We start from the raw sequence: 26,289 nt of genomic DNA on the forward strand, positions 1-26,289 counted from the left end.
CAGAGCGGACGCCATGTGCATGAGCAGATGACGTCACCAGGTTGGTCGTCGCGTTCTGCGACAACGCGAGTTCCGGGACGATTTGTCCGTTTTGCTGCGGCGCAACTCCGTCACCCTTTACCTTCCTGGACGTGCATCTGGTTGCGCTCGCCTTACTCGTACGGGCGTCAATGCCAACCGACAAACTCACTCTCAACAAGAACCGGAAAGGCTCAACACCTTGAACACCGTTACAGTCTCGACCCGCCGGGTCAACAAGGTCGTCTTCGTCCTGCTGTGCTTCTTTCTCGGCGGCTTCGGCGTCGACCGCTTCATGCGCGGCCAGGTCGGGCTCGGCATCTTCAAATTCCTGATCGGCTCGTGGGCCACGCTCGGCATTTGGCCGCTGGTCGACTTCATCGTCGCGCTCGTCAAGCTCGGGAAGTACCAGGACGAGTTCGTCTTCGACAACGCCGGCAAGTGGGTTGAGCCAGCCGCTCACTGAACGCTCTCACGCACTGTGCCTAGGTCGGGCGACCCGCTGACTTAGGCACAGTGTATTTGTGGCGTCCTGGCTCAAGCAGATTCAGCGCGGCTTCTGGCGGCGGATTGACGTAGCTCGGTACTGCGGAGAGGTTGATGGACTCAGCCTGACCCTGCGGTGGTGAACACAAAGACACAGAGGTCTGCGATTACCAACGCTGAGGCGGAAAGTCCGCTTTTGGCAAGGTCACCACGAGTCATGTAGACCACCTCCTTCCTCTCATCAGAGCCAATTTCGGCCGGGTTGCTTGAGATGAGGATGTGGAACAGGACTGCTGCGAATGCCACCAGCAGAGACAGGACCCGGAGAACCGGGCTCAGCCCACCAACCCCCCAATGATGGCAGACACCACCGACACTCTGGACGAGAATCGCAGCAGTTACTCAGCCAGCCGCCTGACGCGGCACAGGCCCGGCTAACGCGGCTACTAGACGATTCCCCTAGGGCCGGCGTCTGGCCAGACTCGGTCCAGGTGATCGGCGGGAAGCTCTTCATGCGGCTGCCCACCGAGCTGATCTGGTGTGGCTCACTATCGGTCTGCAGCCCGTCGGTCACCGTGACGAGGCGTGGCTCAAGAAGGGACTGCCCTGCTCGTAGTAGCAATGCCCACCTCGCCGACCCCATCGGATCGAGCACAGGCGGGAGCAACATATGAGTCAGCAAGTTGAGCAGGTCATCATCGGGGTCGATCCCCACAAGCTGTCGGCCACGATCGAGGTCGTCGACGAGCGCGAGCAGCTGCTCGGGTCAGGTCGGTTCACCACCGACCGAGCCGGCTACGCAGCGATGCGGACCTACGCGAAGAAGTGGCCCGACCGGGTCTGGGCGGTCGAGGGCAGCAACGGTGCCGGCCGGCCGCTTGCGCAGCGACTCCTCGAAGACGGCGAGCAGGTCGTCGACGTCCCCGCCAAGCTCGCTGCTCGGGTCCGGCTCTTCGACACCGGTCACAACCGCAAGACCGACGCCCACGATGCCCACGCGGTCGCGGTCGTCGCGGTCCGCACCAAGAGCCTGCGGGTGCTGCAACTCGACGGGGAACTCGAAGCCCTGCGGATGCTCACCGACCGCCGCGAAGCACTCACCAGACGCCGGGTCCAGACCGTCGACCGACTCCAGGCACTGCTGGCTGAACTCCTGCCAGGGCAGGCGAAACGTGACCTCACCACCGGCCAGGCCAAAGCGATGCTGGCCACCGTCCGCCCCCGCGACATCGCCGGCAAGACCCGCCGACGCATCGCCGCCGAGGAGTTGGCCGAGCTCATCGCGGTCGAGGCCAAGATCAAGAAGGCCACCGCCGAACTCAAGACCATCGTGCTCGCCCGCGGCTCACACCTGATGGACCTCCACGGCGTCGGCCCCGTCGTGGCCGCCCGGGTCCTGGCCGACGTCGGGGACGTCACCCGCTTCGCCGACCGCAACCGGTTCGCCTCCTGGACCGGCACCGCACCCCTCGATGCCTCCTCCGGTGAGCAGAACCGCCACCGGCTCTCCCGCGCCGGGAACCGCCGGATCAACCACATGATCCACATCGCCGCGATTAACCAGCTCCGCCTCGACACCGACGGCCGGGTCTACTACCGACGCAAGCGAGCCGAGGGCAAGAAGCCCCTCGAGGCGATCAGGTGCCTCAAGCGCAGGATCTCCGACGCCATTTACCGACAGCTGCTCGAGGACGCCCAACTCGATGCCGGACAACACCCAAGCGCGGGCCCGGGAGGGCACTGCGGGGCGACTCAAGAATCCAGCGCGGTCGACCTGCCCCCGCACATCGACACTTCGGATCAGCCACTTCCCGGACCCGCAAGGAAGACGCTACGCCTGACCGGTTGACAACAGAAGGGAGCCGGTATGACGCGCGATCGAAATGATCGCAGGAACCGTACCTCCATGTCGCTGGAGTCAGAGGCTTCGATGCAGGTGTCGCAGGTTGTGGCTCAGGCGCTGGAGATGACGGTGAGCTCGCTTTCCGACCGCACGGTGGCGTCAAGGGCGTTCTGGCTTTGGTGGAACTCAACCGCTTCGGGGAACTCTTCGAACTCGAGGAGTTCGCCGGCCAGTTCGGCGAGTAGATCGCGGGCATCAGCCGGAGTGGCGTAGAAGAACTCCCGGCGCAGGTTCACCTTGTTCACTCGCTGGGCTGCGAGTCGTCGATGCATCTCGGACTCAATGCCGACCGCGTCGTCGGCGAAGAACAACGCGTGGACGTCAAAGTTGAACGGGACGGACGCGTCGCTGAGCTCCCGGATCCGGTCACGCGGCTCCAGACGGCGGGTCATTCCTACCTTGATCATTCGCTCTCCGAAGGCTCCGAGGTTAGAAATCACGTAGACGTAGCCGGCACGGGCATTCGCGGCTCGGTAGTCAACGTCGGCGATGGCCTTCTCGACGTCGTCGAGCTGCGCACGCATCCGCTCCGCACCCTCGGTGTCCCCTTTGTCGAGCAGCGCCTGGATAGCGTTCCTGTAGTGCTGACGCTCCTTCTCCAGCCGCTCCTTTTCACGAGCAATCTCCTGCTCGACCTTGCGCTGCTCACGGAGCAGTTCGCGCTCCTCCCGCTCTTTCTCCTTTTCCCTGGCCAGCATCTCCTGGTAGTCGGCGGCGAGTTCGAGTTCGCGGATACGCAACCGGTGGTACTCCGTAGTGACCTCGATCGACATGGTCTTGCCGAGGTTCTGGATGGTCTTCACGACCTTGTTCAGCCGATCGACGGCCGATTCCAGCTTGTAGGGCTTCATTCCGCGGACCAGGTTGTCGGCCTCTGCGTTGTAGGCGCGCAGCATCAGCTTGGAGAAATCCTTCACCATCTTGCGGCCCTGCGCGGCCGAGCCGTTGACCTGCCATTGAGTGGCGCCACGGATTGCGCCGTTCTCCTGCCTGGCCAGGGTCTTGATCCGGTCCTGGAGCTGGGACAGTTCGGCCTTGTAAGCGATCGAGTCGGCGAGCGGGTGCCGGTACTCGTAGATGCCGACCTCCTGCAGTATCTCCGCCTCCTGGGTCAGTACCACGTTGCGCCTCAACTCGACCAGTTTCGCGTCCAGGGCCGACCGCTCCTGCTCGAACGCGGCGCGTTGTTGCGCGACCTGCGTTTGCAGCTCCTCACGCTCCCGACGCAACTCGGCGACGTCGAGGACGCCCAAACGCTCCATCTCCGAGCGCAGCCGCTCCAACTCCTCCGAGGTCTGCAGCGCATGCTTGCGGGCGCCGAACAGCGGAACCTTGGTCGACGACTTCTCCTGCCACCGCGGCGCGGCAGCCCGGGGCGCACCGGGATCAGACTGCGTGGCTGGCCGATCTTCACCTAGGTCCGATGCGGCCGCCGGCGTCGCCGAGAGTACTGCCGCGTGAACCGACGGCTGCTGCCTCGCGGAGCGGCGCTCCGTCCACTGCTGTCCGTCCCAGTAGCGCAATTGGCCGGAGTCCCGCGGGTCCGGGTACCAGTCGGCTGGTGGCATGCTGTTCATAGTGGTGTCCCCCTGAATGCGATAAGTCCAACCGGACGCTACCCACACCTTCGATAAGAGGTGGGTATTCGCCTGAATCTTCTCCGCTCCAGCCCGGAGGAGGGATCGGTGGTCCGCCAATTCGCGGCGACAAGACGCGACGCGGTTGGAACGCGGCGGTTTGCGTCCGCACCGAGCGCCGCAGTTGGTGTCCGGAACTCAACAGCGAGCAGGTCAGTCGGTGGCACGGGCAAGGAGATCTGGCAGCGGAGCGGCCGCGAGACAGCAGGTCAGCGCGCCGCCTTCTTGTCCGCGCGGAAACCAACGTTCGTGATAGCACCGTAGAAGAGGTCCTCGTTCAGGAACTGCAAGACCGTTGGGATGTGCTCGTCTGCGAACTCGAGCTCTCCGGCGTCAGTCAAGAGCACGTCCGGATCAAGGCCGACCTGAGTCATGGTCTCCCTGATCCTGTCCGACGTGATCCCATCGAGGTGTCCTCGATTAACGATCGTTTCCAAGCGACTAGCTATTCGTCGATCGCGCAGGGCCTTCGCGGCGAGCCGGTCAAGGCCAGCCTGCGATATGGGTAGGTGTCCAGCGAGGTCACCCGTCCAGGCCGGTACCTGCGCGGTCAACGCCTCTTGGTCGCGGAACAACGCTCGAAACGTGCTCTGCGAAAGGACATGCACTCGCTCGCCCACGAAGATGAGGTCGATGTTGAGGTCGAACCCGAAGACGGGCTCGTCGATCCTCGTGAGTGTGTCACTCAGGCTGGTCAACAACCGCCCTGCGCGCAAGCCTCGACGAGGATTGGCTCGTCGAACGAACGCTGCTCGAGATCCTGGCGTGTTTCCGATCGTGAGCGCATACAACTCTAGGTTGGCTGCAGGGATGCTTTGAGGCGTTAGGACCGGTAGGCCTTCGGCAGTCAACAGCGCTTCAGCGAAGGTCGGCTGCGTCAGATCTGAAGCGAGAACCGGCGCCGACCCGAGTAGGTCTTGGTGAAGCGTCAGAAACGTTTCGGACGACTGATCGGCTTCTGGCGTCCAGGGTTCGTTCTCCCGTTGGGACATGTCGTCCAGAGTGTCGGCGATCACTTCTCGGAAGGTCGCGGCCACCTCGGATCCAAGAAGCACCTGACAAAGTCTCATCTTGGGTCCTGAGCGCCAGCCGACACTCAGGGTGAGATCGTCGCTCGGATCGATCGCTGAGAGGTCCGTTGTCGTATCGGTCGGGATGATGGCCCCCTATGGCTGGACGATGGTGAGCTTCAGGGCCGTCGCCGAAAGCCGCACCGCATGGATTGTCTGCCCGGCCTGCGGACGGACGGAGGAAAGCATTATTCCGCCAAAGCCAGAAGTCGTCTGCACTTTGTACAGGTGGTAACCGGCGGCGAGCAGTACCGGTTGAACGAGGACGAGATCAGTTCGCAGAACAAGCAGACCGACGAGCACGGCGAACGCCCCATACGCGACGGCGTCTCGCCAGTCCGCCCCCGTGACGAATACGAACGGAAAGACAAACGCCAAAAGATAGGCGGGTACCTGAGCGCTCTCGTCGTCGACGGCTATGAGCTCGTAGGGCTGTTCATTCGTCGTGCCTCGTGCCCTGAGAAGAAGGATCATGCTGCCGATCGAGGACACGCCCGCGCCGACGAGCACGATCGCGACGACAGGCCGACCGTCGCTCAGTCGGAGCGCGGCGAGAAGAACGCCGGGAGCCGCGGCCCCTAGAAGAAGACGAAACCTCAGCACAGACCAACGCCCGTTTCACTCGCGAGGCGCCTGACTGCTCTGTTGAATGCGTGGCGCGCAGTGAAACCGTGGAACGTGGCTCGAACGACCGAGCCCTCGCAGAGGTGTGCGTGTCGGACGACGCCACCAGTCCTACCCGCAACGATTTGAACGAGGTGCCGCGACCCTTCGGATCTGGTCGCCAGATCGGGATGAATGGCCATAAGCGCAGCCTGCCATCAAGGACCGACGAGCGTCTCGCGATCGGTCCCCTGTGACCGCCGTTGCTTCGCTCGGTGGGACTAACCGGGCTGCGGCGTCCACCACGCGGATCCGTGTCAGGCACGCGGCGAAGTGACTCACCCTCTCGAGCACCCGCTGGCCCCTCGGGATGGGAACTACACGCGCAGCCGGTTACCGCCACTCTGACTTCGACGGGGCTCTCTCGTCGGGCAACGAAGACTTGGCCGATATGAAGGTCAGTAGTCGCAACGCCGTTCTTGTCGGCCCTATACGGCACACTGCGAGAGTGAACGTGCCTACGTCTTCCGAGCAGCGGCAGCCTGAGTCGCCATCAAGCACAGGGACGAGTTGGGCGACGGCTCGCATCGTCGTCGTGACCGGTTTGACCTCGCTTCTATTGGCCGTAGTCGCTGCCTGGGTCCTAGGTTGGCTGAAGACAGGGAATGCAAGTTGGTTGAGAGACGAGAAGTTCACAGGTAATGGCGCTGTGTTCGAGATTGTGCGCGCCGCCGTCACTCTTCTCGGCGTGATGGGCATCGCAATCGGCGGCGCGCTCGCGTACCGTCGTCAACGCTTGGGCGAGGATCAGTTCGATCTCGCCCAGAGACAGCATAAAGACGTCATTGCACGGGACCGGCGCGATCACGAGCGCGAAGTCGTCTCCCGCCTCCGGGATAGATTCACCATCGCTGCGGGTCAGCTTGGAGACGGGGCGCTAGCTGTAAGGGTTGCTGGCGTTTACGCCATGGCAAATCTTGCCGACGAATGGCTAATACGCGCTGAAGGCAATGCGCTGGATCGCCACGAAGCGCAGGCGTGCGTGGACGTTCTTTGCGCCTACATGCGACTGCCGGAACTGGGTGGAGGCGGCCAGCGTGAAGACCCCGGACGAACTGAAGTCGGAGTCGTCCCGCCCGACGGCGAACCTGCAGCACTCGGCTTCGTTCGGGATGCTGAGATCCGGCGCACGATCATTCGAGTCCTGGTAAGGCACGTCCGACCGGAGGCGCCAATCTCATGGTCGGAGCTCGACTTCGACTTCAGTGGTGTTCATTTCGACGGATTCTTCGACTTCAGTGACGCTCGCTTTAGTGGACAGTCCCTGTCTTTCCGGGGGGCAACCTTTGCCGAAGGGCTAGTTACTTTCGACGGAGCCCACTTCGCTTGTTCGAGTGTCTCATTTCGCGACGCCAGTTTGGCTGCAGGTGACGTTTCGTTTGATCGAGCGGTGTTCTCCAGCGCTCAGGTCGCTTTTATCGGCGCTGCCTTCGCAGGCGGTCGTGTCTCTTTCAGTGGGGCCATCCTTGATGGCGGTGAATTGACCTTCAGGCGCTCGACGCTCACCGGCGGCGTGGTGTCCCTAAGCAATGCAAAACTCCGCGGAGGGAAACTATCGTTCAACCGAGCGAAGCTGGCGTCAGGCAGGCTGGTCTTCGTCGGCACCACGTTCGAGGGCGCGCGCGTCTCATTTAATCGGGCCAGGTTTGAGTGCGGTGAGGTCTCGTTCTCGGACGCGGCGTTCATGGCCGGAAGCGTGACGTTCCACGAAACTGAGATCTCGTTCTCCATGTGGATCATCTGCAACGGGGCAACCTTCAACGGAGGCACTTTGTCCTTCCTCGGCGCACGATTCGAAGGGGGCGGCGTCACTTTTGCCAAAGCGCGTGGCCAAGGACCCTGGCCTCAGGGACCATGGCTCGGGGACGTCTTGCCCACGCGATGGCCCCAGTCCGAGCCGCAGCCCTCCGCGCGAGACTAATCAGCGCGGTGACACAGTCTGGGCTGTTCGGTGCCGCGTCATTCTGGGCGGTGTGCAGCGCCCTGCGGTGCCCTGGCTATGCCGTGAGGGCGAGGCCCTTGAAGACCTGCGTGGTATGCCAGTGCACGTACTCGGGCTTGGGTAGTGCTGTGCCCGGTCGTGCACGAAGCTCCCGGCCGTGGAGCTCGTAGACGACTTTGCCGGTGTCGGTGCGCGCGGAGAAAGCGTTGGAGACCTGGATCCGGTAACCGACGTCGAGCCCGAGGGCGCCGCGGTCGAGGAGCTTGTGGTGCAGGGCGCACAACGCGAGCCCGTTGTCCGGGACGTCGGGTCCGCCGAGGTTGAACCAGCGGACGTGGGCGGCTTCGATCCCCACGATCGCGCCGCCGAGCTGCCCGTCGTACCCGCAGAACGCGCACTGGCGGTCCCAGGCGTCCAGGACGGCCTGTCTCCATGCGGAGCTTCGTCGCCGTCGCAGGGCCTGGTCGGTCACGTCCGACGTCAAACCGAGGGTGTACTCCGGGTCGAGGCCGACCGCGGAGAGGACGTCGGGGGCGACGGTCATCGGGAACTGCGCCTCGACCAAGCGGCGGGCGGCAGCGGAGATCAGCGACGGCCGCTCGCGGAGGGCAGCCTCCAGTTCGCTGCCCAGCCGGCCGGTGACGTCACTGTCCCGCAGCGGACCGAGGTTGTCGTCGGGCACGTCGCGATCGAGAGTCCAGATGCCGTCGCGACGCAGGCGCGTGAACGGGTACGCCGCCGACTGTGGCCGGCCGGTCCTCGACGGCGGCCCGAACTCCGAGATCAGGTCGGCGAGCTGCTGCTCGGCCAACGACCAGGAGATGGCGCTGGTGCCCTCGCGCTCGAGGTGGCCGAGGGCGAGCAGCACGAGCAGCGGCTTGTGCGGAACGCGCTGCCCGTCGTGGATGTACTGACGAAAGGAGGTCAGCCGGTCCACGACCTCCTGGTCGGTCAGGTTCGTCATGCGACCGATCATTCATCATGGGGGAGTTGCTTCTCGCGGGGTGCTGCTCGTTCTGCTGACGGTGTCGCGAAGTCCGCCTAGCCTGACCGGCGAACGGGAGGAGAGTCATGGCGGGGGAGTCAGCGCGCGAGGTGGCGCGCCGTGCACGGGAGAAGGCGGAGCGGCTCAACAAGCGGGCCGAGCTGTTCGAGCAGGGCGCGGACGGTGAGGTTGCGACGGCCGCCATCCTGGCGACACTGCCTCCGGGCTGGATCTCACTGCACGACGTGCGTTGGCCGGGACGCCGGCTCGCGAATGTCGACCACGTGCTGATCGGTCCTGGCGGCGTGTTCGTCATCGACTCCAAGAACTGGACCGGCCGGATCAGCCTCGACGGCGGGCACCTCCGCCAGAACGGATACTCGCGGGAGAAGGCCGTGGCCGGTGCGGCTGACGCCGCACTTGCGGTGTCGGAGCTGATCAGTCCCTACGCGGCCTGGGTGCATCCGGTGCTGTGCTTCGTCGGGCAGGATCACCTCTCCGGCTGGTGCCGAGAGGTGATGGTGTGCTCGACCGCGAACCTGGTCGGCATGCTGACCAGCCGACCTGTTGTCTTCACTCCCGAGCATGTCAGCTACCTGCATGGTCAGCTCGACATCGGGCTTCGTCGTACGGCGGCTCGGCCGGCCGGACCGTCGAAGGGCTTCACCTTCCAGGACCGCGTGACGATGTCGAGGCAGTCGGCGCGACCACGTTCGCGCAGGAGCGGGGGACCGTCGCTCAGCCGCTTCCTTGTCGGCGTTGCGATGCTCATCGCGTTCGTCGGCGTCGGGCCCCAGGTCGCGACGGGCATCGGCGGCGCCCTGGCCGAGCAGCTCACCAAGAACGTCGGCACGCCGTCGTGCTCAGAGAGCCTCGACCCCCGCGCCCGGTCGGGGGAAGCAAGTGCTCAGCCAAGGAAGGTGAAGGAGCGGGCGAAGTCGCGTGCCCAGGAGCGCAGGCAGGCGCGTGAGTCCACCACCGCGCCACCTGCGGTCAACGAATGTGCCACCCCGTAAGGAATCCGTGTAGGTGCCGGCCCGGTGGCCGGTTATCCACAACTGGCGAATTGCCGGTGGCCCGCTGACCTCGGATGAGGTCAGGTCGACCCATGCCGCAGTCACGCAGCCGTCGCACCCGCAACCAGTCCGCCGCCGCTCGCCGGCATCAACGTCGTCGCCGGTACGACGAGTCACGAGCTCTCCCACGGGGGACGGTCGCCGGCGCCTTTGCCAGCCTCACACTCACAGACCGCGGCAACATGAGGGCGGCTGCCGACGCGGAGCTGCAGGGCGATCCACAGACCGCGCTCCGTCACTACGAGTCGATCGCGCGCTTCACCGGCTCGATGCACCACCGCCGGCTCCGGCTGCTGGCGGAGGTCGGAGATGACGCGCCCGGATGGCTGTGGGCGCGCTGGCTGACGGTGCAGGCCCGGCGTCCGCTGTGGACCGGCAGCGAGTCGACCGGTCCGGACCCCGCCCTCGAGACCGCGCTGAAGGTGGCCTACCCCCACGGAATCGACCTGTCGCACAGCGATGTCCTGTCGCTCGACGTGTTCGTGGCCTCGCTCTACGAACGGGACTGGGTGACCCGCCAGCTCATCGTCTACGAGTCCGGCGGTCTGGGTCACCTGGTCGACGAGCTCGCCGGACCCCGGCTGCTCGAGCACGCCGATCAACCTGCTGCGTGGGTATCTGCGCCGATGGGCGGCTATCGCCTCGAGTCCGACTCCGCCGGCGGATCGCTGATGCTGACTGACCTCGCCGACGGACAGCCGGTCGAGATCCTCGATCTCGGGCTTGCCATGGAGCACGCACCGGGCACCCACCTCCTGGGCCGGTTGGTGCCCACGAGGACACCGCCAGGAAGGATGTTCGAGTGGCGGCCGCTCCGGGTCGACCCCATGACCGCGCGGAAGGTGGCAGCGAATCCCGCAACCTGGCTGGAGGTCGTTGCTGAGCAGGCGGCAACCGGCGCGTTGCCGATGATGTTCTCCTACCTGGACGACGACACCTCGATGGCGTTCGACATCGCCGACCGGTCCTGGCTGGGACTGCTGGAGACCGATGACATCGACCGGATCCCGACGACCGACGGACTCATCGACTACGCGGATGTCGCGCTGGCGGTGCTGCCGAGGGTGCTGTGGGTCGCCGAGCACTCGCCGGAGCACCTCGGCGCGGTTCGACACTACGCCGAGGCATTGCTGCTCGAACCGGGAGTGTGTGAGGAGGCACGTGAACACTTCGGCGGGTTCAGTGACGTCCCGGCCTGGAGGGCACTGGCCGGCGTGCTGCGCGAACCCGCACGAAGTCGGTGCCTAGAGCTGGCACGATCCCAGCGGGACTGCTCGTCGCCGGAAGGGGTGGAGTCCGCCTGAGGGCGGCCAGAGAACTGGTGCGCCCGCGCGACGTACTCGATCGTGAGCTCAGCGGGATCGAGCACCCCGTGCCAGGTCGACTCCTCCATCAAGGTCGTTCCCCCTGCGGGTGTCCGGCCGCGAAGTCCCACAGTCTGCCGTGGCGGCGACTGTGGGGGAGTGCCTCGGCGACCATCCGTCGAGCTTCGGTGTGGGTGGCGCCGCGGCGGATCGCGTAGGCCACGGCGACGGAGGGTGTGCGCTGCTGCGCCTGCACGCAGTGGACCAGGACCCGGTGTCCCTCGCCGCGCAGCTCGTCTATGACCGCAGCGGTGTCGGCGAGCGTGAACGCGAGGTTGGGATTCGCCGCCGGGTCCTCGAGGTCCAGGAGCCGGACCTCGATGTGGTTCTCGGCCGCGATGCCCTGGAAAGGTACGTCGAGCCGGCCGCGCCGGAACAGCGACACGATGGCGGTCGCGTCATGGTCGCTGGTGTGCTCCGTGCCGAGGTAGACCCCGTCGTCGACCGGGTGCGCCACGGCGGGCCGGGAGGCGTACCCGTACTCGAAGCGTTCGCCCGCTGGCCAGCCGCTGTTGTCGCTGCGACCGCCGGTGGCGGTCAGGACCGAGAGGCGGACCAGGTCGCGGGCGCGGAGACCGGGCCAGCCGTGGACGCGGCGCACCCAGGAGAGGGGGACTGCGGACTGTCCCCAGTAGGCGCCGAGCAGACCGCCCGCGATCGCGGCGACGGTGTCGGTGTCGTTGCCGATCCGGACGGCGTTGTGGAGGGCGTGCTGCAGGTGCAGGCAGGAGTACGACGCCCGCTGCGGAGCGTCCTGCGGAACGGGGGTCTGCGTGATGGCGGCCCAGGCGGCCTGGAGCGCGGTGACCGTGAAGCCGTTCGGGTTGAACGTGCCCATCGGCTGGGTCTCGGCGTCGTCGATCCAGGTTGCCCACTGGTCGCGTCGTTCCTCGGGGATGAGGTCGAGCCCACCCTTGAGATCCAGGCGCCTCTCGACGACAGCGACGCGGACGGCCTCGCTCCACAGCAGCGCCGAGTCGCCGGCCAGCGGGTCGGCGTGGGTGAGCTCGGCGACCAGCCGGGCCGCCGTCGCCGTGGCGTCCCGGTCCTGGAGGCGGGTGAGACCGACGATCGACGTACGCATCAGGGCTCCGCTGCCGGCGCTGCGGGGGTTGCGAGCGGCGTACCCCTGGGCGGCCCGCGCCACCCTCGCCCCCGCACCGTCCCTTCCGCCACCGGCCGCGCCGAGGACCGCGCTGGTCTGGATGCCGATGTCGGAGGCTCCCTCCGAGCGCCAGCGGAGGAAACCGCCGGCGACCTCATCGAGCGCCCCGATGCTGGTCAGGTCGGCACCGGTGGAGCTCACCAGCGCGATGCACGCCGCCATCTGGGTGTCGTCGCTCCACTCGCCGGGGGCGTAGTCCCCGAGCCCGCCGCCCTTCATCGCCGCGAGCTCCCGGGCGGCCGGGGGAGTGCTGAACTCGTACGGCACTCCGAGGGCGTCTCCGCAGGCCTGTCCGAGCAGCACCCCGCACGCCCGGTCCATCTGGTCGCTGGTCAGTCTCATTCGCGCTACCCCCGTCGACGTCGTTGTGGTCAGAACGACAAGAATACCAGATCGGGGTTGCTTATGGTCACTTCGACCAATAATCTGACTGCGTGGTCTACACCAGCGGGTATCCGATCTTCTCCGTCACCGTGGACGTCGTCTGCCTGACCGTCCGCGACGGCGAGCTGCAGGTCCTGCTCGTGGAGCGGGGCGGCGAGCCGTTCGAAGGCGAGCTCGCATTCCCGGGCGGCTTCGTCGGGGTCAACGAGGACCTCGAGGACGCAGCCCGTCGGGAGCTCCTCGAGGAGACGAACGTCGACGCGCCGCCGTTCCTCGAGCAGCTGAAGACGTACGGGCAACCCGACCGGGACCCGCGCGGTCGCACGGTCAGCGTCGCCTACCTGGCCGTGGCGCCGGACATGGGCGACGCCCGCGGCGGCTCCGACGCGGCAGCGGCGGACTGGTACGCCGTCGCGGACTTCCTGCGTCCCCGACGACCGCGCTCGCTGGCGTTCGACCACCACGAGATCCTCCGCGACGCGGTCCGTCGGACGCGCGGGCGGCTGGAGTACTCACCGCTCGCGACGACGTTCTGCCGGCCGGAGTTCACGATCGCCGATCTCCGTGGGGTGTACGAGGCGATCTGGGGCGTGCGGCTCGACCCGGCGAACTTCCATCGGAAGGTCACGAAGGCGGAGGGCTTCCTCGTGGAGACGGGGCGTACGTCTGAGGGCGGGCCAGGGCGGCCGGCACAGCTCTACCGACGGGGACGGGCTGAGCGGATCTACCCGCCTCTGAACCTCGAGCAGAGCGTCTGAGTCCGGGGCGACATGAGGCGCGACCAAGCGATTTCGAGGCGAAAGGAGCGGGCAGGGAGCGCTGCGTGAGCTCGTCGGACGCGTCCCGAAAGTGCGGAAAATGCGCACTCGCAAATTTTGAATGTTCATTACGGACTGTTCTGGGTATCTACACCTCGCGAACGCCTAGAAAGAGGTGCCATGTCCAGTTCAACGGCAGCGCAGGACAAGCCGATCCGGAGCCTGATCCCGGCCCGCATGCACGACATGCCGTGGTCGCGGTTCCATTGGATGGTCATTTTCGGGCTCGGCACCGCCTGGATCCTGGACGGTCTGGAAGTGCAGATCGTCGCGGCCGGTGGCTTCGAGAAGACGCTGGACATGAGCGCAGCCGATGTCGGCCTGGCCGGCACCGTCTACCTCTTGGGTGAGGTGGCCGGAGCGTTGTTGTTCGGTCGGCTCACCGACCACCTCGGTCGCAAGAAGATGTTCACCCTGACCTTGCTCGTCTACCTGGTGGGCGCGGCGCTCGCGGGGCTGGCCCCCAACATGTGGATCTTCCTGGTGTTCCGCTTCATCTCCGGGATGGGCATCGGCGGTGAGTACTCCGCGGTCAACTCCGCCATCGACGAGCTGATCCCCGGCAAGCACCGCGGCCGGGTGGACCTGGCCATCAACGGTACGTACTGGGCCGGTGCAGCCCTCGGCGCCGTCGCCAGCTCGATCCTCCTGGACACCGACCGCTTCGCGCAGGACATCGGCTGGCGGATCGCCTTCTTCATCGGGCCCGTGCTCGGTCTCGGGATCATCTACCTGCGTCGGCACATTCCCGAGAGCCCCCGCTGGATGGTCACTCACGGTCGCTCCGACGAGGCCGAGGAGATCGTGGGCTGGATCGAGGACCAGGTCAAGGACTCCGGACAGCAGCTCCCCGACCACGACGACTCCGAGGCTCGCTGGATCAAGGCCGGCTCCGGGCTCACGCCCAAGCAGCTGCTCCACGTCTTCTTCAAGCTCTACCCGACGCGGACGGTGCTCGGCCTGACGCTGATGATCACGCAGAGCTTCCTCTACAACGCCATCTTCTTCACCTATGCCTTGGTGCTGAAGAACTTCTACGGTCTGAGCTCCGCAGAAGCAGCGCTGTTCTTCTTCCCCTTCGCGATCGGCAACCTCCTCGGCCCCCTGCTGCTCGGGCCCTTGTTCGACACCATCGGGCGACGCAAGATGATCGGCGGCTGTTACGCGATCAGCGGGCTCGTGCTGGCCATCTCGGCGTTCCTGTTCCAGGCCGACGCTCTGACCGCGATCACCCACACCGCCTTCTGGTGTGTCGCGTTCTTCTTCGCCTCCGCCGGGGCCTCCGCGGGCTACCTCACCGTCTCGGAGATCTTCCCGCAGGAGGTCCGCGGCCAGGCGATCTCGTACTTCTTCGCCATTGCCCAGGTCTTCGGCGCTGCCGGTCCCGTGCTCTACGGCGCGCTGATCGGGGACGGCACGGACCGCACCCCGATGCTCTGGGGCTACCTCCTGGCCACGGGCGTGATGCTGCTCGGAGCCGTCGTGGCGGCGGTCTGGGGCGTCGACGCGGAGGGCAAGTCGTTGGAGGAGATCGCCCCGCCGTTGACCGAGTACGACGAGGATGGCAACCAGAAGGTCCTCCTGCCGGTCTGAGCTCACGCAACGCACGAGAATCCGAGGACAGCATGACCAACGAAGAAAAGCCCTACACCGTCGTCGTGGGCGTGAGCGCGTCATCGAAGTCACCCGGTGCCCTCGCCTGGGCGCGCGCCCAGGCAGAGGCCAACGGCGGCCGGACGATCGCCGTGCGCGTCTACCAGGCGCCCCTGGTCCCGTCCGGGCCCACGGGCAGCTCGTCGTCGCGGATCCCCCAGGACATGGACCGCCTGCACGCGCAGCAGCACGCCCAGCTGGAGCATGACGTCGCCGAGGTGCTGGGTGACGATCACGGGGTGGAGGTTCGGGTCGTGCACGGCGGCAGGCGTCGTGGTCTTCTGAACGAGGCCCGTGAGGCGGACCTGTTGGTGATCGGCGCGCCGCGGAAGCCGTCGATGTCACCGCTGCTGGCCCATCGGATCGTGTACGCCGCCACCTGCCCCGTCGTCGTGATGCCGCCGTCTATCTCCGGTGAACCCGAGGCCGCGCTGTCGCGGTCTGCCCGCTCGTTCGGACGAGCCGCCCTGCGCTCGGCCGGCACCAGCGGCCGAGCCGGATTCCGGCCACCGGCCGCCCCTACCGACTGATCGGACGGACGGCGGCGTACGTCGTCGGAGTCTCAGCGCCCGACGGTGTAGGCATCGTGGTCCGACAAGGAGCCGGCAGCGTGGCGACGAGCGACGGCGACCCCCAGGTGCGCGGGCACCGCGATGTGGTCGATGCTGCGATGGCCGTCGATCTGGTGCGACAGCGCGGCGGTCGGGACGTCGAGGTCCAGCCGCCGAATCAGTTCTTGGAGGGTGGCTCGCCCTGCCGAGCTGCCGGCGTAGTCCCGACCTTCCAGTGACTGGTTGAAGTCACCGCCCCACACTGTGGCCGGCGTCAGGACGGCCGCAAGGTCCTCCAGGGCACGGCGCATCCGCTCGGCATGAGTGCCCTTGCCCCACGGTTTGTCGCCGCAGGTGTGCCACGGCAGCACGGAGGAGCAGTACGTCGTGCCGTCGACCACCGCCAGGGCGCTCGCGGCATGCGGGTCTTCCAGCGCCTCCAAAGGGGCGCGCGACCATACGGCCGCCCAGGCGCGCCCACCAGCCATGTCCGCCTTGGTGGCGTGCGACGCGTACCCGGAGAGCGAGGCGACCCGAGGAACCTCGGTCAGCAGCAAGACCTCACAGTCGAGCGCGAGCAGGAACGCGGCGTGCGCCGTGGACCAGCGGCCAGCCAGGTTCCAGGTGCCGACGCGCATGCAGCGCATCGTGCCCGATGCCGTGGTCGGAGAGCAGCGACTTGCCCGATTCTGCCTTCGACTCAGCCTGGGCTGCGGTCGTCCGGGCGAATGTCCTGGCCCGCTTGGACGATCGGCGCACCGTGTCGTGGACGCGAAAAGAGTGCGCTTTGAGCCGGAAATGGCGAAGATGTGGGCCTCTCGGGTATCTCGGCCCGGGACGACCTCTCGGGAGATGTCTTGTCAAGACTCACCACAGTCGCCATCGGGCTGACCAGCGCAGCACTCACCGCAACCGGCGCCTTCGCCGCGACCTCCACCGCGCCCACGCAGACTTCTCAGGTCGTGGCCGCCGAAGCGCCGGGTGACCCGGCGCTGACCTCCGCGATCGACGCGATCCTCGCCGATCCCCGCTTCAAGGGCTCCATGGTCTCCGTGGCGGTGCGCGACGCGGACACGGGGGAGTCGCTCTACGAGCACGAGGTCGACCAGCGGCTCAACCCGGCGTCGAACATGAAGCTGTTCACCTCGGCTGCCGCCATGGACGCGCTGGGACCGGACTACCGGTTCACCACCGACCTGCTCGCCGACGAGGGTCCGCGCGGCGGCAAGCTGAGGTCCGACCTCTACCTCCGCGGCAGCGGTGACCCCACGATGCTGGCCGACGACTACCGCGACCTCGCGAAACAGCTCAAGGCGGCCGGCGTCACCCGGGTCGACGGCGACCTCGTCGCGGACGACTCGTACTTCGACGACGTACCGCTGGGCACCGCGTGGTCCTGGGACGACGAGCCCTACTACTACAGCGCGGTCACCTCGGCGCTGACGGTCGCCCCGGACACCGACTACGACTCCGGCAACGTCATCGTCCGCACCTCGCCCGGCGCCACGGTCGGCAGCCGCCCGGTGGTGGCGCTGCAGCCGCAGACCGGCGTCGTCGACATCGTCAACCAGGCGACCACCGGCGCGGCCGGCTCGGGCAACCGGCTGTCGGTCGAGCGGCAGCACGCCTCCGACCGCGTGCTGATCACCGGCACCATCGGCGTGGACGCCTCCACCAACGAGGAGTGGGTGACCGTCCCGGACCCGACGGCGTACGCCGCCGACGTGCTGGCCCGCGCCCTCGCCGCGGAAGGCATCCGCGTCGACGGGACGGTGCGGGAGGGTGCGGTGTCGGAGTCCGCACGCGTGCTGGCCCGCCACGACTCGATGACCCTCGAGCAGCTGCTCACGCCGTTCCTGAAGCTGTCGAACAACATGCACGCCGAGGCCCTCGTCAAGACCATGGGCGCGGAGGCCACCGGCACCGGCAGCTGGGGCGCCGGCCTCGCGGTGGTCCGGGACTACGTCAAGCGCCTAGGCGTGGACACCTCCACCCTGCGGATCTCCGACGGCTCGGGCCTGTCCCGGTTCGACCTGCTCAGCGCCGACCACGTCGCCGACTTCCTCGTCGCGGTCCGGGCCGAGCCCTGGTACGACGCCTGGTACGCCGCCCTGCCGATCGCCGGCAACCCCGACCGGTTCACCGGAGGCACCCTCCGCAACCGGATGCGCAACACCGCGGCGGCGAACAACCTGCACGGCAAGACCGGGTCGATGACTTCGGTCACCGCGCTGTCGGGCTACGTCACCAACGCCGACGGGCGCGAGCTGGTCTTCTCGATGATCTCCAACAACTACCTGCTCTCCCCGCGCAGCGCGGAGGACGCCCTCGGCGTCACCCTCGCCTCGTGGAGCGAGGAGCAGGAGGAAGCGCCGACCGTCAGCAGCCGGAGCCTGCGGCGCAGCACCGACTACGGTCCCGCCGGGATCGAGTGTTCCTGGGCCAAGGCCTGCTGAGGTCACACCCTTCGACAGCCGGGGCCGGTGACGCAGCGAGCGTCGCCGGCCCCGGCTGCATCGGTGACCCCAGCGGCGGTCGGCGGGTGATCCGACGGTCTCTCACCTCAGGATGCGTACGGCGTCGCGTGGTGCTGGGCCGGGTAGGCCACGGTCTCCTCCGAGGGCATCAGGATCCACAGGATCGGGTAGACCAGGATCTGGCTGCCGGGCAGCACCATCAGCAGCAGCACGAACAGCAGCCGGGCGGCCCACGGGCCGATGCCGAAGCGGCGACCCAGTCCGGCGCACACACCGCCCAGCACGCGGCCGTCGCGGGGGCGGACGAGACCCTGACGGGCGAAGCTCTGGTGGACGTCGTTCATGGTGGAGACCCTTCCTCTGCTCGGGTGTCGAGGGCGTTTCCCTGACACCTCCACTGTGACCCGCTGCCGCGGGTTGCGACATCCGGCGTGGCCCTGAGTGCACCCCGGGATCTCCTGGTCGCCGGGTCAGGGTCGGGTGGTCGCGAATGCCGTCGCCCGAGGCGCTCCGCCGACGCGTCGTCGGGTCGAGCAGATTCTGCAGGTTCCTGCACTTCACAACCCTGAGGGGCCGCGACCGTAGCGCCGGGTCAGCCGCAGACCCTAGGAAGGAGGGCACGGGCGGCTGGCACCGGCCGCTCCGGTCCCCGAACCCGAGGAGCCGACATGGTCAGCATCGAACGTCGACCCACCACAGACACGCCGCCGTCGCATCGCCCCCGGCGCCGGTTCGCCGCCGCCGTGGCGGCTGCAGCGCTCCTGCCCGCCGGCCTCGCCGCGACCGCCGCCGCAGACCCGCAAACTGTCCCGAACGGGCCTTGGACCGGAGAGAACGGCTCCAGCCTGGCCGGGATCCACAGCTACGAGCAGCTGTGGAGCACGCTCGGGCAGATCGAGCAGCGCGCCCAGGGCTCGTTCGACCTCTCCGCCGCGCCGCTGCAGAGCAACACCGGCCGGGACATCCCGGTGGTCACCATCGGCGACGGGCCGACATCGGTGATGTACATCGCCAACCAGCACGGCAACGAGTTCGTGGTCTCCGAGGGGATGCTCGACCTCGTCCAAAGCATCAGCGGCAACTCCCAGGCAGCGCAGGAGATCCGCGACCAGCTCACCGTCACCATCGTGCCGCGCGTGAACGTCGACGGCTTCGATGCCGACGTCACCGATACCGACGGAGACACCACGCCTTGGCGGCAGAACTATGACCCCCGCTGCACCCAGGCACCGTGCGACCCGTTCTACGCGATCGGCCGCGGCTACGACATCAACCGCTACCACTCCTACAGTGACAACGCCTACGACCACCCCTACCTCGAGGGCGACGACAACCTGAACCCGGTGCCCGAAGCGATCGCGATGCGGCTGCTGTGGGACGAGCGCCAGCCGGAGCTCGTGATCGACTTCCACCACCAAGGCACGTACGTCGACGAGGACGGCAAGATGATCACCGGCTCCACGATGTGGCCGAACGCCGACGAGGAAGCCGCGAAGCTGGGGATCAGCGACGAGTTCGCCGACACCGTCGAGCGTTCGCAGCGGGCGGTCTCGGTGATGCTGACCGAGCTGGAGCAGTACGGCTACGCCAACATCACCCGCTACCCGAGCACGTCGACCCCCGGCATCGCGCGCAACGCCTACGGGTTGCTCGGGTCCGCTTCGGTGCTCTTCGAGCTGCGCGGCGGCATCGACGCCAAGTCCAACGGCTACATCGCCAAGACGGCCGCGAACGCGGGACAGGCAGTGCTCGAGGCCGTGGCCGACGGGTCGTGGGAGACCGCCAGCCTGGAGCCGGTGAAGAACATCCGCGAGCGCGGCGACTACGTCAGCGACCCGCACGAGTGACCCCACGGTAGATCGGCGACGCGCGCCGGGCCGGTACGTCGACGTACCAGCCCGGCGTTGCGTCCGGGTGGATGCAACGCGGTCAAGCATCCCGCGCCGCCTCCGCCGACGGCGTGACGTTGGGGTAAAGCAGGTCCGTTCGACGTCGAGGTAGGAGCACCGGGGACAGCGGTGACGCTGCTGAGGGGTGGGTGTCGGCGGACGGGCTGTCCGCGGTTCCTGGTCGCGGCGTGGCTTCGGGCCGGGTTTCGTCCACAGAGCGCAGCCCGCCTCGCTCGTTCACTGCTCGAAGACTCGTGCGGGGGAAGCGGTTGACCTTCTTCTAGCGTGGGTGCATGACCTCGTTGACCACTGCGCCGCCGCCTTCCGGGCCGCTGTCTGCTGGGCCGCCGCCGGGCGGGCCGCCGGTGGGTGGGCCGCCGGTGGGTGGGCAGGTGGTGGTGCGGTTCGTGTCGTCGTTGTCGGGGGCGTTGGATCGGTTGTCGGGTGCGCCGTTGTGGTCGATGACGCCGGAGGAGGAGCGGACTGCTCTGGTGGAGCTGCGGCGGCAGCGGGCGCGGTTGGAGGAGCTGGAGCTGCGGCTGCTGCTGCAGGCCGACCGCGATGAGGTGGGGGCGGAGTCGGGGGCGGTGAGCACGCCGGCGTGGCTGGCGCACGCGACGAAGACCACGGCGGCGGCCCGGCACCGGGACCTGCACCTGGCCAGGAAGCTCGACGAGCGGTTCCCGGTGGTGCGGGCGGCGTTCGCGGCGGGGTGGATCGATGCGGAGAAGGCCGGCATCGTCGCCGATGCGGTGGATGCGTTGACCGGTGAGTTCGACGAGCTGCCGCCGGGCACGGCGGCGCGGGCCGAGGCGCACCTGGTGGAGCAGGCGAAGTGCTTCGACGCGCCGCGGTTGCGGCAGCTGGGCAAGCGGTTGTTCGAGGTGGTCTGCCCCGAGGCTGCCGATGCGGCGGAGGGACGGAAGCTGGCGGCGGAGGAGGCGCGGGCGCGGGCTGCGGCGCGGTTCTCGGTGCGGGACAACGGCGACGGCACCAGCGAGGGCCGGTTCAAGCTGCCCACCCTGCACGCGGAGCTGTTGCGGAAGGCGTTGGAGGCGTTGACCAGCCCACGGCGGCTCGGGGCGGGCCGGCTGGACCCGGCGACCGGCCGGAAGCTGCCGCACGCCACGCTGCTCGGGCAGGGGCTGATCGAGCTGCTGGAGAACCACCTGTGTGATCTGCCGAGCGTGAACGGGTCGCCGTTCACGCTGGTGGTGACGATCGGCTACGACACGTTGGTCTCCGGGATCGGGGTCGGCACCCTGGATACCGGGCACCGGATCTCGGCCGGGGAGGCACGGCGGTTGGCGTGCAAGGCCGGGCTGATCCCGATGGTGCTGGGTGGGGACTCGGTGGTGCTGGACCTGGGTCGGGAGCAGCGGCTGTTCGACCGGTACCAGAAGATCGTCATCAACCACCGCTACCAGGGCTGCGCGGCGGAGAACTGTGACCGGCCACCGGCCTGGATGGAGTTCCACCACCAGGACCCCTGGCACCAGGGCGGCGCCACCGACGCCACGAAAGGCATCTCGTTCTGCGCCCCGCACCACCACATGGCCGACCACCCCCAGACCTACGACCAAACCCGACTCCCCGACGGCAAGGTCCGCTTCACCAGGAGGACATAGGCCGTCCCGAGAGATCCCCGATCCCTCCCTGCTCGCCGGCCAGGCCGGCTCGCCTACAACGCGTCGAGCGCGCGCGCCACCGGCACCACCGAAGTGGCGGCCCAGGCCTGCGGGCGACAGGACGCGGGGTAGGGGACCGGCGGCCAGACCTCGTCGGCCGGCTGACCGCCGAACAGCTCGGGCAGCCGGTAGTCGAAGCCCTCGGCCGCGGACAGCAGCCCCGACGCGACCGTCGCCGCCTCGGCGGTGAACCCGTCGCGCAGCATCCCCTCGATCACCACCGCGGTGTCGTGGGACCACACCGAGCCGGCGTGGTAGCGCAGCGGCCAGTAGGCGCCGTTGGTGGTCGACAACGTGCGGATGCCGTAGCCGGAGAACATCGTCGGGTCGAGCAACCGGTCTACGACGACCCGCTGCTCGTCGGCGTCGAGGAGGCCGGTGCCGAGCAGGTGCCCGATGTTCGAGCTCACCCCGTCGACCGGCCGCTTCTTGGCATCGAGTGCCAACGCGGGGTAGCGGCCCTGCGCGTCGGACACCCAGAACGTCTCGCGGAACCGCTCCTTCATCGCCGCCGCCCAGGCGCGCCACGACTCCCCACCGGAGCGGCCGAAGGCGTCGAGCAGCGCGGCCCCGTCCAGTGCCGCCTCGTAGGCGTAGGCCTGCACCTCGCACAGCGCGATCGGACCCTCGGCGATCGTGCCGTCATGCCAGCGGATCGAGTCACCGGAGTCCTTCCAGCCCTGGTTGGCCAGGCCGTGCCCGGTGGTGTCGAGGTACTCCAGGAACCCGTCCCCGTCGGAGTCGCCGTAGTCGCCCAGCCAGCGCAGCGCCGCCTCCAGGTTGTCCAGCAGCGCCTCGACCTCGCCGGCCGGCATGCCGGCGCGCCAGGTGTCGTGCAACAGCGTGATCCACAGCGGCGTCGCGTCGATGGTGCCGTAGTAGACCGGCGGCAGGTGGAAGCGTTCGCCCTCGTGCGAGACGTCGGTACGTCGTACCTCGTGGAGGATCTTGCCGGGCTGCTCGGCCGTCTCCTCATCGACCTTGGTGCCCTGACGTGCCGCGAGCGCGCGCAGCGTGCCCTCGGCGAGCGACCGGTCGACCGGCAGCAGCATCCGCGCCGCGATCAACGAGTCCCGACCGAACATCGTGTAGAACCAGGGCGCGCCGGCGGCCAGGAACACGTCGTCCGGCAGCGACCGGTCCGCGATCCGGAGGCTGTTCAGGTCCGAGAACGCCCGGTCGGCCAGCCGCTGCAGCCGCTGGTCGGTCGTGTCGAGCCGCGGCGTGGGCACCGGCGGAGCAGGGACCCCCAGGACCGGAGCGGCGACGTCGGACGCGCGGAGCGTCCAGCCGACGACCTGCTCGGAGCCGGGGGAGAGGCGCACCTCCCAGCCGAGCGCCAGCGTGCCACTGCGCGCGTCCACCGAGCCGCCGGTCACGGTCACCTCCGCGGTGGTGTCCGCGTCCCGCCACGACCAGCGGGGTGCGTCGACGGCGGGGGCCACCGCGGCGGTGTAGCCGGACTTGATCGCCTCCATCCCCACCGAGTCGAGCCCCAGCACCAGCTCGAGGGAGACCGAGATGTCCTCGTGCAGCGCCGACGCGACCCGCAGCTCCTCGGTGACCGTGTCGACGTCCGCGCGGCGGGTCCGCTCGATCACCAGCAGCGGGTCCGGCACCTCGGTGGGCGCGGTGACGACGTACACGAACTTCACCTCGGTGGCAGAGCGCACCTGGGTCGAGACGTGCCGCAGCTCGTGCTGGGCCACCCCGAGCCGCGCGGACGCGACGACCCGCTCGTCGCCGCAGTAGATGCCCTCGGCGCCTCCGCCGATCGCGCCGTCGGTCTGCGACCACGCTTGGACGGGGGCGCGGAAGACGCCGGTCAGGTGGGCGAGGTAGGGCTGCGTGGCGGTCATGGGGGCGCCTCCTGGATGGGGGACGGAACGGTGCGTCAGGTCGGCAGTCCGGTCGCCGTCGAGCCCTCGGGCGAGGGCTCCGGGCCGTCATGTTGCGGCAACGGCTCTTGACACCGCGTGTCCGGGGTCACAGGATGACGCTACAGCGTTGAACGTTCAAAATCCTTTTTCACCGATGTGAGCCAGATGACCGGCTCATAAATTCCGGGTGAAGTTTTGAACGTTCAACATCGACCGGGCACCAGATCACGAGCAGAGTCGGAAGGAGCAGACGATGGCCGAACGACCGACCCTCGTCTCGCTCGCCCGCGACCTCGGGGTCTCACGCCAGACGATCTCCAACGCCCTCAACGCCCCGCAGCGGGTCAACGCCGTCACCCTCGAGCGGGTCCTCAAGGGAATCGAGGAGTCCGGCTACCGCCCGCACGTGGCCGGCCGGCAGCTGCGGACCCGCAGCTCGCACAACCTCGCGATGCGGCTCTACCCGTCGACCGACGGCATCAACGGCTCGGTGCTCGACCGGTTCCTGCACGCGCTCACCGAGGCCGCCCAGCGACGCAGCTACCGCCTGACGCTCTTCACCGCGGCCGACGACGCCGGCGAGATCGACGCGATCGACGACCTGCTCGGCACCGCCGACATCGACGGGTTCGTGCTCACCAGCACCCACCACGACGACGCCCGGACCGCCTGGCTGCTCGAGCACGACGTTCCCTTTGTCGCCTTCGGCAGGCCGTGGAGCAGCGCCCCCCACGAGGCGGCGCACTCGTGGGTCGACGTCGACGGCGGCGCCGGTACGGCGGAGGCCGCCGCGCTCCTGCTGGCAAAGGGCCATCGCCACGTCGGGTTCCTCGGCTGGCCGGGCGGCTCTGGAGTCGGCGACGACCGACGTGACGGGTGGCGCCGCACCCTCGCCGCCGCCGGCCTCGACGACGTGGCGGCCCGGCTCCACGCCGAGGTCGAGGACAGCGTCCCGCAGGGCGCCCGCGGCGCGCGGGAGCTGTTCGAGCGCGGCGCGACCGCGCTGGTCTGTGCGAGCGACTCGCTGGCTCTCGGCGCGGTCACCGCCTGGCGCGAGCTCGAGCCCCATGCCGTCGCCGGGCCGCCCGTCATCGGCTTCGACGACACCCCGGTGGTCTCCGCGCTCGGGCTCTCCAGCGTCCGCCAGCCGATCGAGCAGGTCGCCCAGCACGTGGTCGACCTGCTGCTGCGACAGCTGCCGAACCGGCCCGACCCGGACCGCACCGCGCGTCACGAGCTGATCCCCGCATCGCTGGTCGAGCGCGAACCCGATCCGCACCTGTTCGAGCCCACGGACTGACCCGCCCCCGCCGCCGGTCGCGGCCCTCACCCCAGACACCCCACCTCCCCCCACGAAGAAGGAGCCAGCACATGAAGCCCCCCACCTCCGCCGTCCACCGACCGAGAGTCCGCCGCCTGGCCGCCGCCGCGGTCGGAACCTCCGCCGCGATGCTGCTCGCCGCCTGCGGCGGCTCCGGCTTCCAGGACAGCTCCGGCGCCGAGCAGAAGAGCGACGGTCCGATCACGGTCCTCATCGGCTCCTCCGGTGACGCCGAGACCAAGGCCGTCACCGAAGCGGTGAAGAAGTGGTCCGACGAGTCCGGCACCAAGGCCGAGGTCCGCGCGGCCTCCGACCTCAACCAGGAGCTCGCGCAGGGCTTCGCCGGCGGGGAGCCGCCGGACGTCTTCTACCTGTCGACCGACCAGCTCGCCTCGTACGCCTCGAACGGCTCGCTGGAGCCCTACGCGAGTGACCTGGAGAACGCCGACGCGTTCTTCCCGTCGCTCAAGGACGCCTTCACCTACGACGACCAGTTCTGGTGCGCGCCGAAGGACTTCTCCACGCTGGCGCTGGTGATCAACACCAAGATGTGGAAGCAGGCGGGCCTCAGCGAGGCCGACATCCCCACCACCTGGGACGAGCTCTCCGCCGTGGCGCAGAAGCTCACCAAGGGCAAGCAGAAGGGGCTGGTCTTCAGCCCGGAGTACCAGCGCGTCGGCGTCTTCTTCGAGCAGAACGGCGGTGGCCTGGTCAACGACGAGGGCACCGAGGCGACGGTGAACAGCCCGGAGAACGTCGAGGCTCTCACCCACGTCAAGAAGATGCTCGCCGACGGCTACGCCGCCTACACCACCGACGTCGGCGCCGGCTGGGGTGGCGAGGCGTTCGGCAAGGGTCTCGCTGCGATGACGATCGAGGGCAACTGGATCGCCGGAGCCATGGAGAACGACTACCCCGACGTCGACTACCAGGTGGTGAAGCTGCCCGCCGGCCCCGCGAGTGAGGGCACCCTGCAGTTCACCAACTGCTGGGGGATCGCCTCGGGCAGCGACAACATCAAGGGCTCGGTCGCCCTCGTCGAGCAGCTCACGTCCGCGGACCAGCAGATGGCCTTCGCCGACGCCTTCGGTGTGATGCCGTCGGTCGTGGAGGTCGCCGACGAGTGGAAGAGCGCCAACCCGGAGATGGCGGCGTTCATCGAGAGCGCCGACTTCGCCGGCAACCTGCCCACGCAGGAGGGAGCCGCCGACGTGATCGGCGAGCTCAACGCCCAGCTGGCGACCCTGAAGAACACCGAGCCGCAGCAGATCCTGGACGGTGTCCAGAAGAACATGGAAGCCGTCGTCTCGCCGTAGTCG

21 protein-coding genes are annotated in these 26,289 nt (G+C 68.1%); 13 read left to right on the forward strand and 8 right to left on the reverse strand.

The features are described from left to right. The first annotated feature begins 220 nt into the window (after positions 1-220). Positions 221-484: a TM2 domain-containing protein gene (locus H9L09_RS17775; protein ID WP_187578153.1), complete on the forward strand. Its 264-nt coding sequence runs from the start codon at positions 221-223 to the stop codon at positions 482-484. Between the two features lie 690 nt (positions 485-1,174). Next, positions 1,175-2,353 carry an IS110 family RNA-guided transposase gene (locus H9L09_RS17780; RefSeq protein WP_187578154.1) on the forward strand — a complete coding sequence of 393 codons (1,179 nt, stop codon included), beginning with the start codon at positions 1,175-1,177 and terminating at the stop codon, positions 2,351-2,353. 104 nt (positions 2,354-2,457) lie between these two features. Here H9L09_RS17780 and H9L09_RS17785 read toward each other — a convergent pair whose 3' ends face one another. From H9L09_RS17785 to H9L09_RS17795, 3 genes are all read right to left on the reverse strand, one after another. Next, positions 2,458-3,975, reverse strand: a complete 1,518-nt coding sequence (locus H9L09_RS17785; RefSeq protein ID WP_187578155.1) for an SNIPE associated domain-containing protein — start codon at positions 3,973-3,975, stop codon at positions 2,458-2,460. Positions 3,976-4,253: 278 nt separating this feature from the next. Then, positions 4,254-5,081 (reverse strand): hypothetical protein, encoded by an 828-nt coding sequence (locus H9L09_RS17790; RefSeq protein WP_187578156.1) that lies wholly within the window; start codon positions 5,079-5,081, stop codon positions 4,254-4,256. Positions 5,082-5,210: 129 nt separating this feature from the next. Next, positions 5,211-5,624 (reverse strand): hypothetical protein, encoded by a 414-nt coding sequence (locus H9L09_RS17795; RefSeq protein WP_187578157.1) that lies wholly within the window; start codon positions 5,622-5,624, stop codon positions 5,211-5,213. Between the two features lie 688 nt (positions 5,625-6,312). On the opposite strand from H9L09_RS17795, the gene H9L09_RS17800 reads away from it, so the two are divergent. Next, positions 6,313-7,698 carry a pentapeptide repeat-containing protein gene (locus tag H9L09_RS17800; protein WP_187578158.1) on the forward strand — a complete coding sequence of 462 codons (1,386 nt, stop codon included), beginning with the start codon at positions 6,313-6,315 and terminating at the stop codon, positions 7,696-7,698. 76 nt (positions 7,699-7,774) lie between these two features. Here H9L09_RS17800 and H9L09_RS17805 read toward each other — a convergent pair whose 3' ends face one another. Continuing rightward, positions 7,775-8,683 carry a phosphorothioated DNA-binding restriction endonuclease gene (locus H9L09_RS17805; RefSeq protein ID WP_187578159.1) on the reverse strand — a complete coding sequence of 303 codons (909 nt, stop codon included), beginning with the start codon at positions 8,681-8,683 and terminating at the stop codon, positions 7,775-7,777. Positions 8,684-8,790: 107 nt separating this feature from the next. On the opposite strand from H9L09_RS17805, the gene H9L09_RS17810 reads away from it, so the two are divergent. Next, positions 8,791-9,720, forward strand: coding sequence for a nuclease-related domain-containing protein (locus tag H9L09_RS17810; protein ID WP_187578160.1), 930 nt, complete (start codon positions 8,791-8,793; stop codon positions 9,718-9,720). Between the two features lie 242 nt (positions 9,721-9,962). Beyond that, entirely contained in the window at positions 9,963-11,084 is a 1,122-nt protein-coding gene (locus H9L09_RS17815) for a hypothetical protein (RefSeq protein WP_187578161.1), read from the forward strand. Positions 11,085-11,172: 88 nt separating this feature from the next. Here H9L09_RS17815 and H9L09_RS17820 read toward each other — a convergent pair whose 3' ends face one another. Beyond that, complete coding sequence (locus H9L09_RS17820) at positions 11,173-12,651, reverse strand: ADP-ribosylglycohydrolase family protein (RefSeq protein WP_187578162.1); 1,479 nt, start codon at positions 12,649-12,651, stop codon at positions 11,173-11,175. Between the two features lie 92 nt (positions 12,652-12,743). On the opposite strand from H9L09_RS17820, the gene H9L09_RS17825 reads away from it, so the two are divergent. From H9L09_RS17825 to H9L09_RS17835, 3 genes are all read left to right on the forward strand, one after another. Further along, entirely contained in the window at positions 12,744-13,451 is a 708-nt protein-coding gene (locus H9L09_RS17825; protein WP_187578163.1) for an NUDIX hydrolase, read from the forward strand. Positions 13,452-13,631: 180 nt separating this feature from the next. Continuing rightward, positions 13,632-15,104 carry an MFS transporter gene (locus H9L09_RS17830; protein ID WP_187578164.1) on the forward strand — a complete coding sequence of 491 codons (1,473 nt, stop codon included), beginning with the start codon at positions 13,632-13,634 and terminating at the stop codon, positions 15,102-15,104. Positions 15,105-15,136: 32 nt separating this feature from the next. Further along, positions 15,137-15,694, forward strand: a complete 558-nt coding sequence (locus H9L09_RS17835) for a universal stress protein (protein ID WP_187578165.1) — start codon at positions 15,137-15,139, stop codon at positions 15,692-15,694. A gap of 32 nt (positions 15,695-15,726) precedes the next feature. Here the strand turns inward: H9L09_RS17835 and H9L09_RS17840 are convergent, their stop codons facing one another. Next, positions 15,727-16,353 carry an endonuclease/exonuclease/phosphatase family protein gene (locus H9L09_RS17840; protein ID WP_187578166.1) on the reverse strand — a complete coding sequence of 209 codons (627 nt, stop codon included), beginning with the start codon at positions 16,351-16,353 and terminating at the stop codon, positions 15,727-15,729. Positions 16,354-16,572: 219 nt separating this feature from the next. On the opposite strand from H9L09_RS17840, the gene dacB reads away from it, so the two are divergent. Further along, positions 16,573-18,171 (forward strand): D-alanyl-D-alanine carboxypeptidase/D-alanyl-D-alanine endopeptidase, encoded by a 1,599-nt coding sequence (gene dacB, locus H9L09_RS17845; protein WP_246456093.1) that lies wholly within the window; start codon positions 16,573-16,575, stop codon positions 18,169-18,171. A gap of 107 nt (positions 18,172-18,278) precedes the next feature. Here dacB and H9L09_RS17850 read toward each other — a convergent pair whose 3' ends face one another. After that, positions 18,279-18,536 carry a PspC domain-containing protein gene (locus H9L09_RS17850; RefSeq protein WP_187578167.1) on the reverse strand — a complete coding sequence of 86 codons (258 nt, stop codon included), beginning with the start codon at positions 18,534-18,536 and terminating at the stop codon, positions 18,279-18,281. 324 nt (positions 18,537-18,860) lie between these two features. Between H9L09_RS17850 and H9L09_RS17855 the strand changes: the two genes are divergently transcribed. Further along, complete coding sequence (locus H9L09_RS17855) at positions 18,861-20,039, forward strand: M14 family zinc carboxypeptidase (protein ID WP_187578168.1); 1,179 nt, start codon at positions 18,861-18,863, stop codon at positions 20,037-20,039. A gap of 335 nt (positions 20,040-20,374) precedes the next feature. Next, positions 20,375-21,709 carry an HNH endonuclease signature motif containing protein gene (locus H9L09_RS17860; protein ID WP_187578169.1) on the forward strand — a complete coding sequence of 445 codons (1,335 nt, stop codon included), beginning with the start codon at positions 20,375-20,377 and terminating at the stop codon, positions 21,707-21,709. 53 nt (positions 21,710-21,762) lie between these two features. Here H9L09_RS17860 and H9L09_RS17865 read toward each other — a convergent pair whose 3' ends face one another. Next, positions 21,763-23,628 carry an amylo-alpha-1,6-glucosidase gene (locus H9L09_RS17865; protein ID WP_187578170.1) on the reverse strand — a complete coding sequence of 622 codons (1,866 nt, stop codon included), beginning with the start codon at positions 23,626-23,628 and terminating at the stop codon, positions 21,763-21,765. Positions 23,629-23,902: 274 nt separating this feature from the next. Between H9L09_RS17865 and H9L09_RS17870 the strand changes: the two genes are divergently transcribed. Then, positions 23,903-24,949, forward strand: a complete 1,047-nt coding sequence (locus H9L09_RS17870) for a LacI family DNA-binding transcriptional regulator (protein ID WP_187578171.1) — start codon at positions 23,903-23,905, stop codon at positions 24,947-24,949. A 71-nt stretch (positions 24,950-25,020) separates the two neighbouring features. Next, positions 25,021-26,286 (forward strand): sugar ABC transporter substrate-binding protein, encoded by a 1,266-nt coding sequence (locus H9L09_RS17875; RefSeq protein ID WP_187578172.1) that lies wholly within the window; start codon positions 25,021-25,023, stop codon positions 26,284-26,286. Positions 26,287-26,289: the final 3 nt, after the last annotated feature.

Origin of the sequence: Nocardioides mesophilus, assembly GCF_014395785.1 — a bacterium.
Lineage (GTDB): Bacteria > Actinomycetota > Actinomycetes > Propionibacteriales > Nocardioidaceae > Nocardioides_B > Nocardioides_B mesophilus.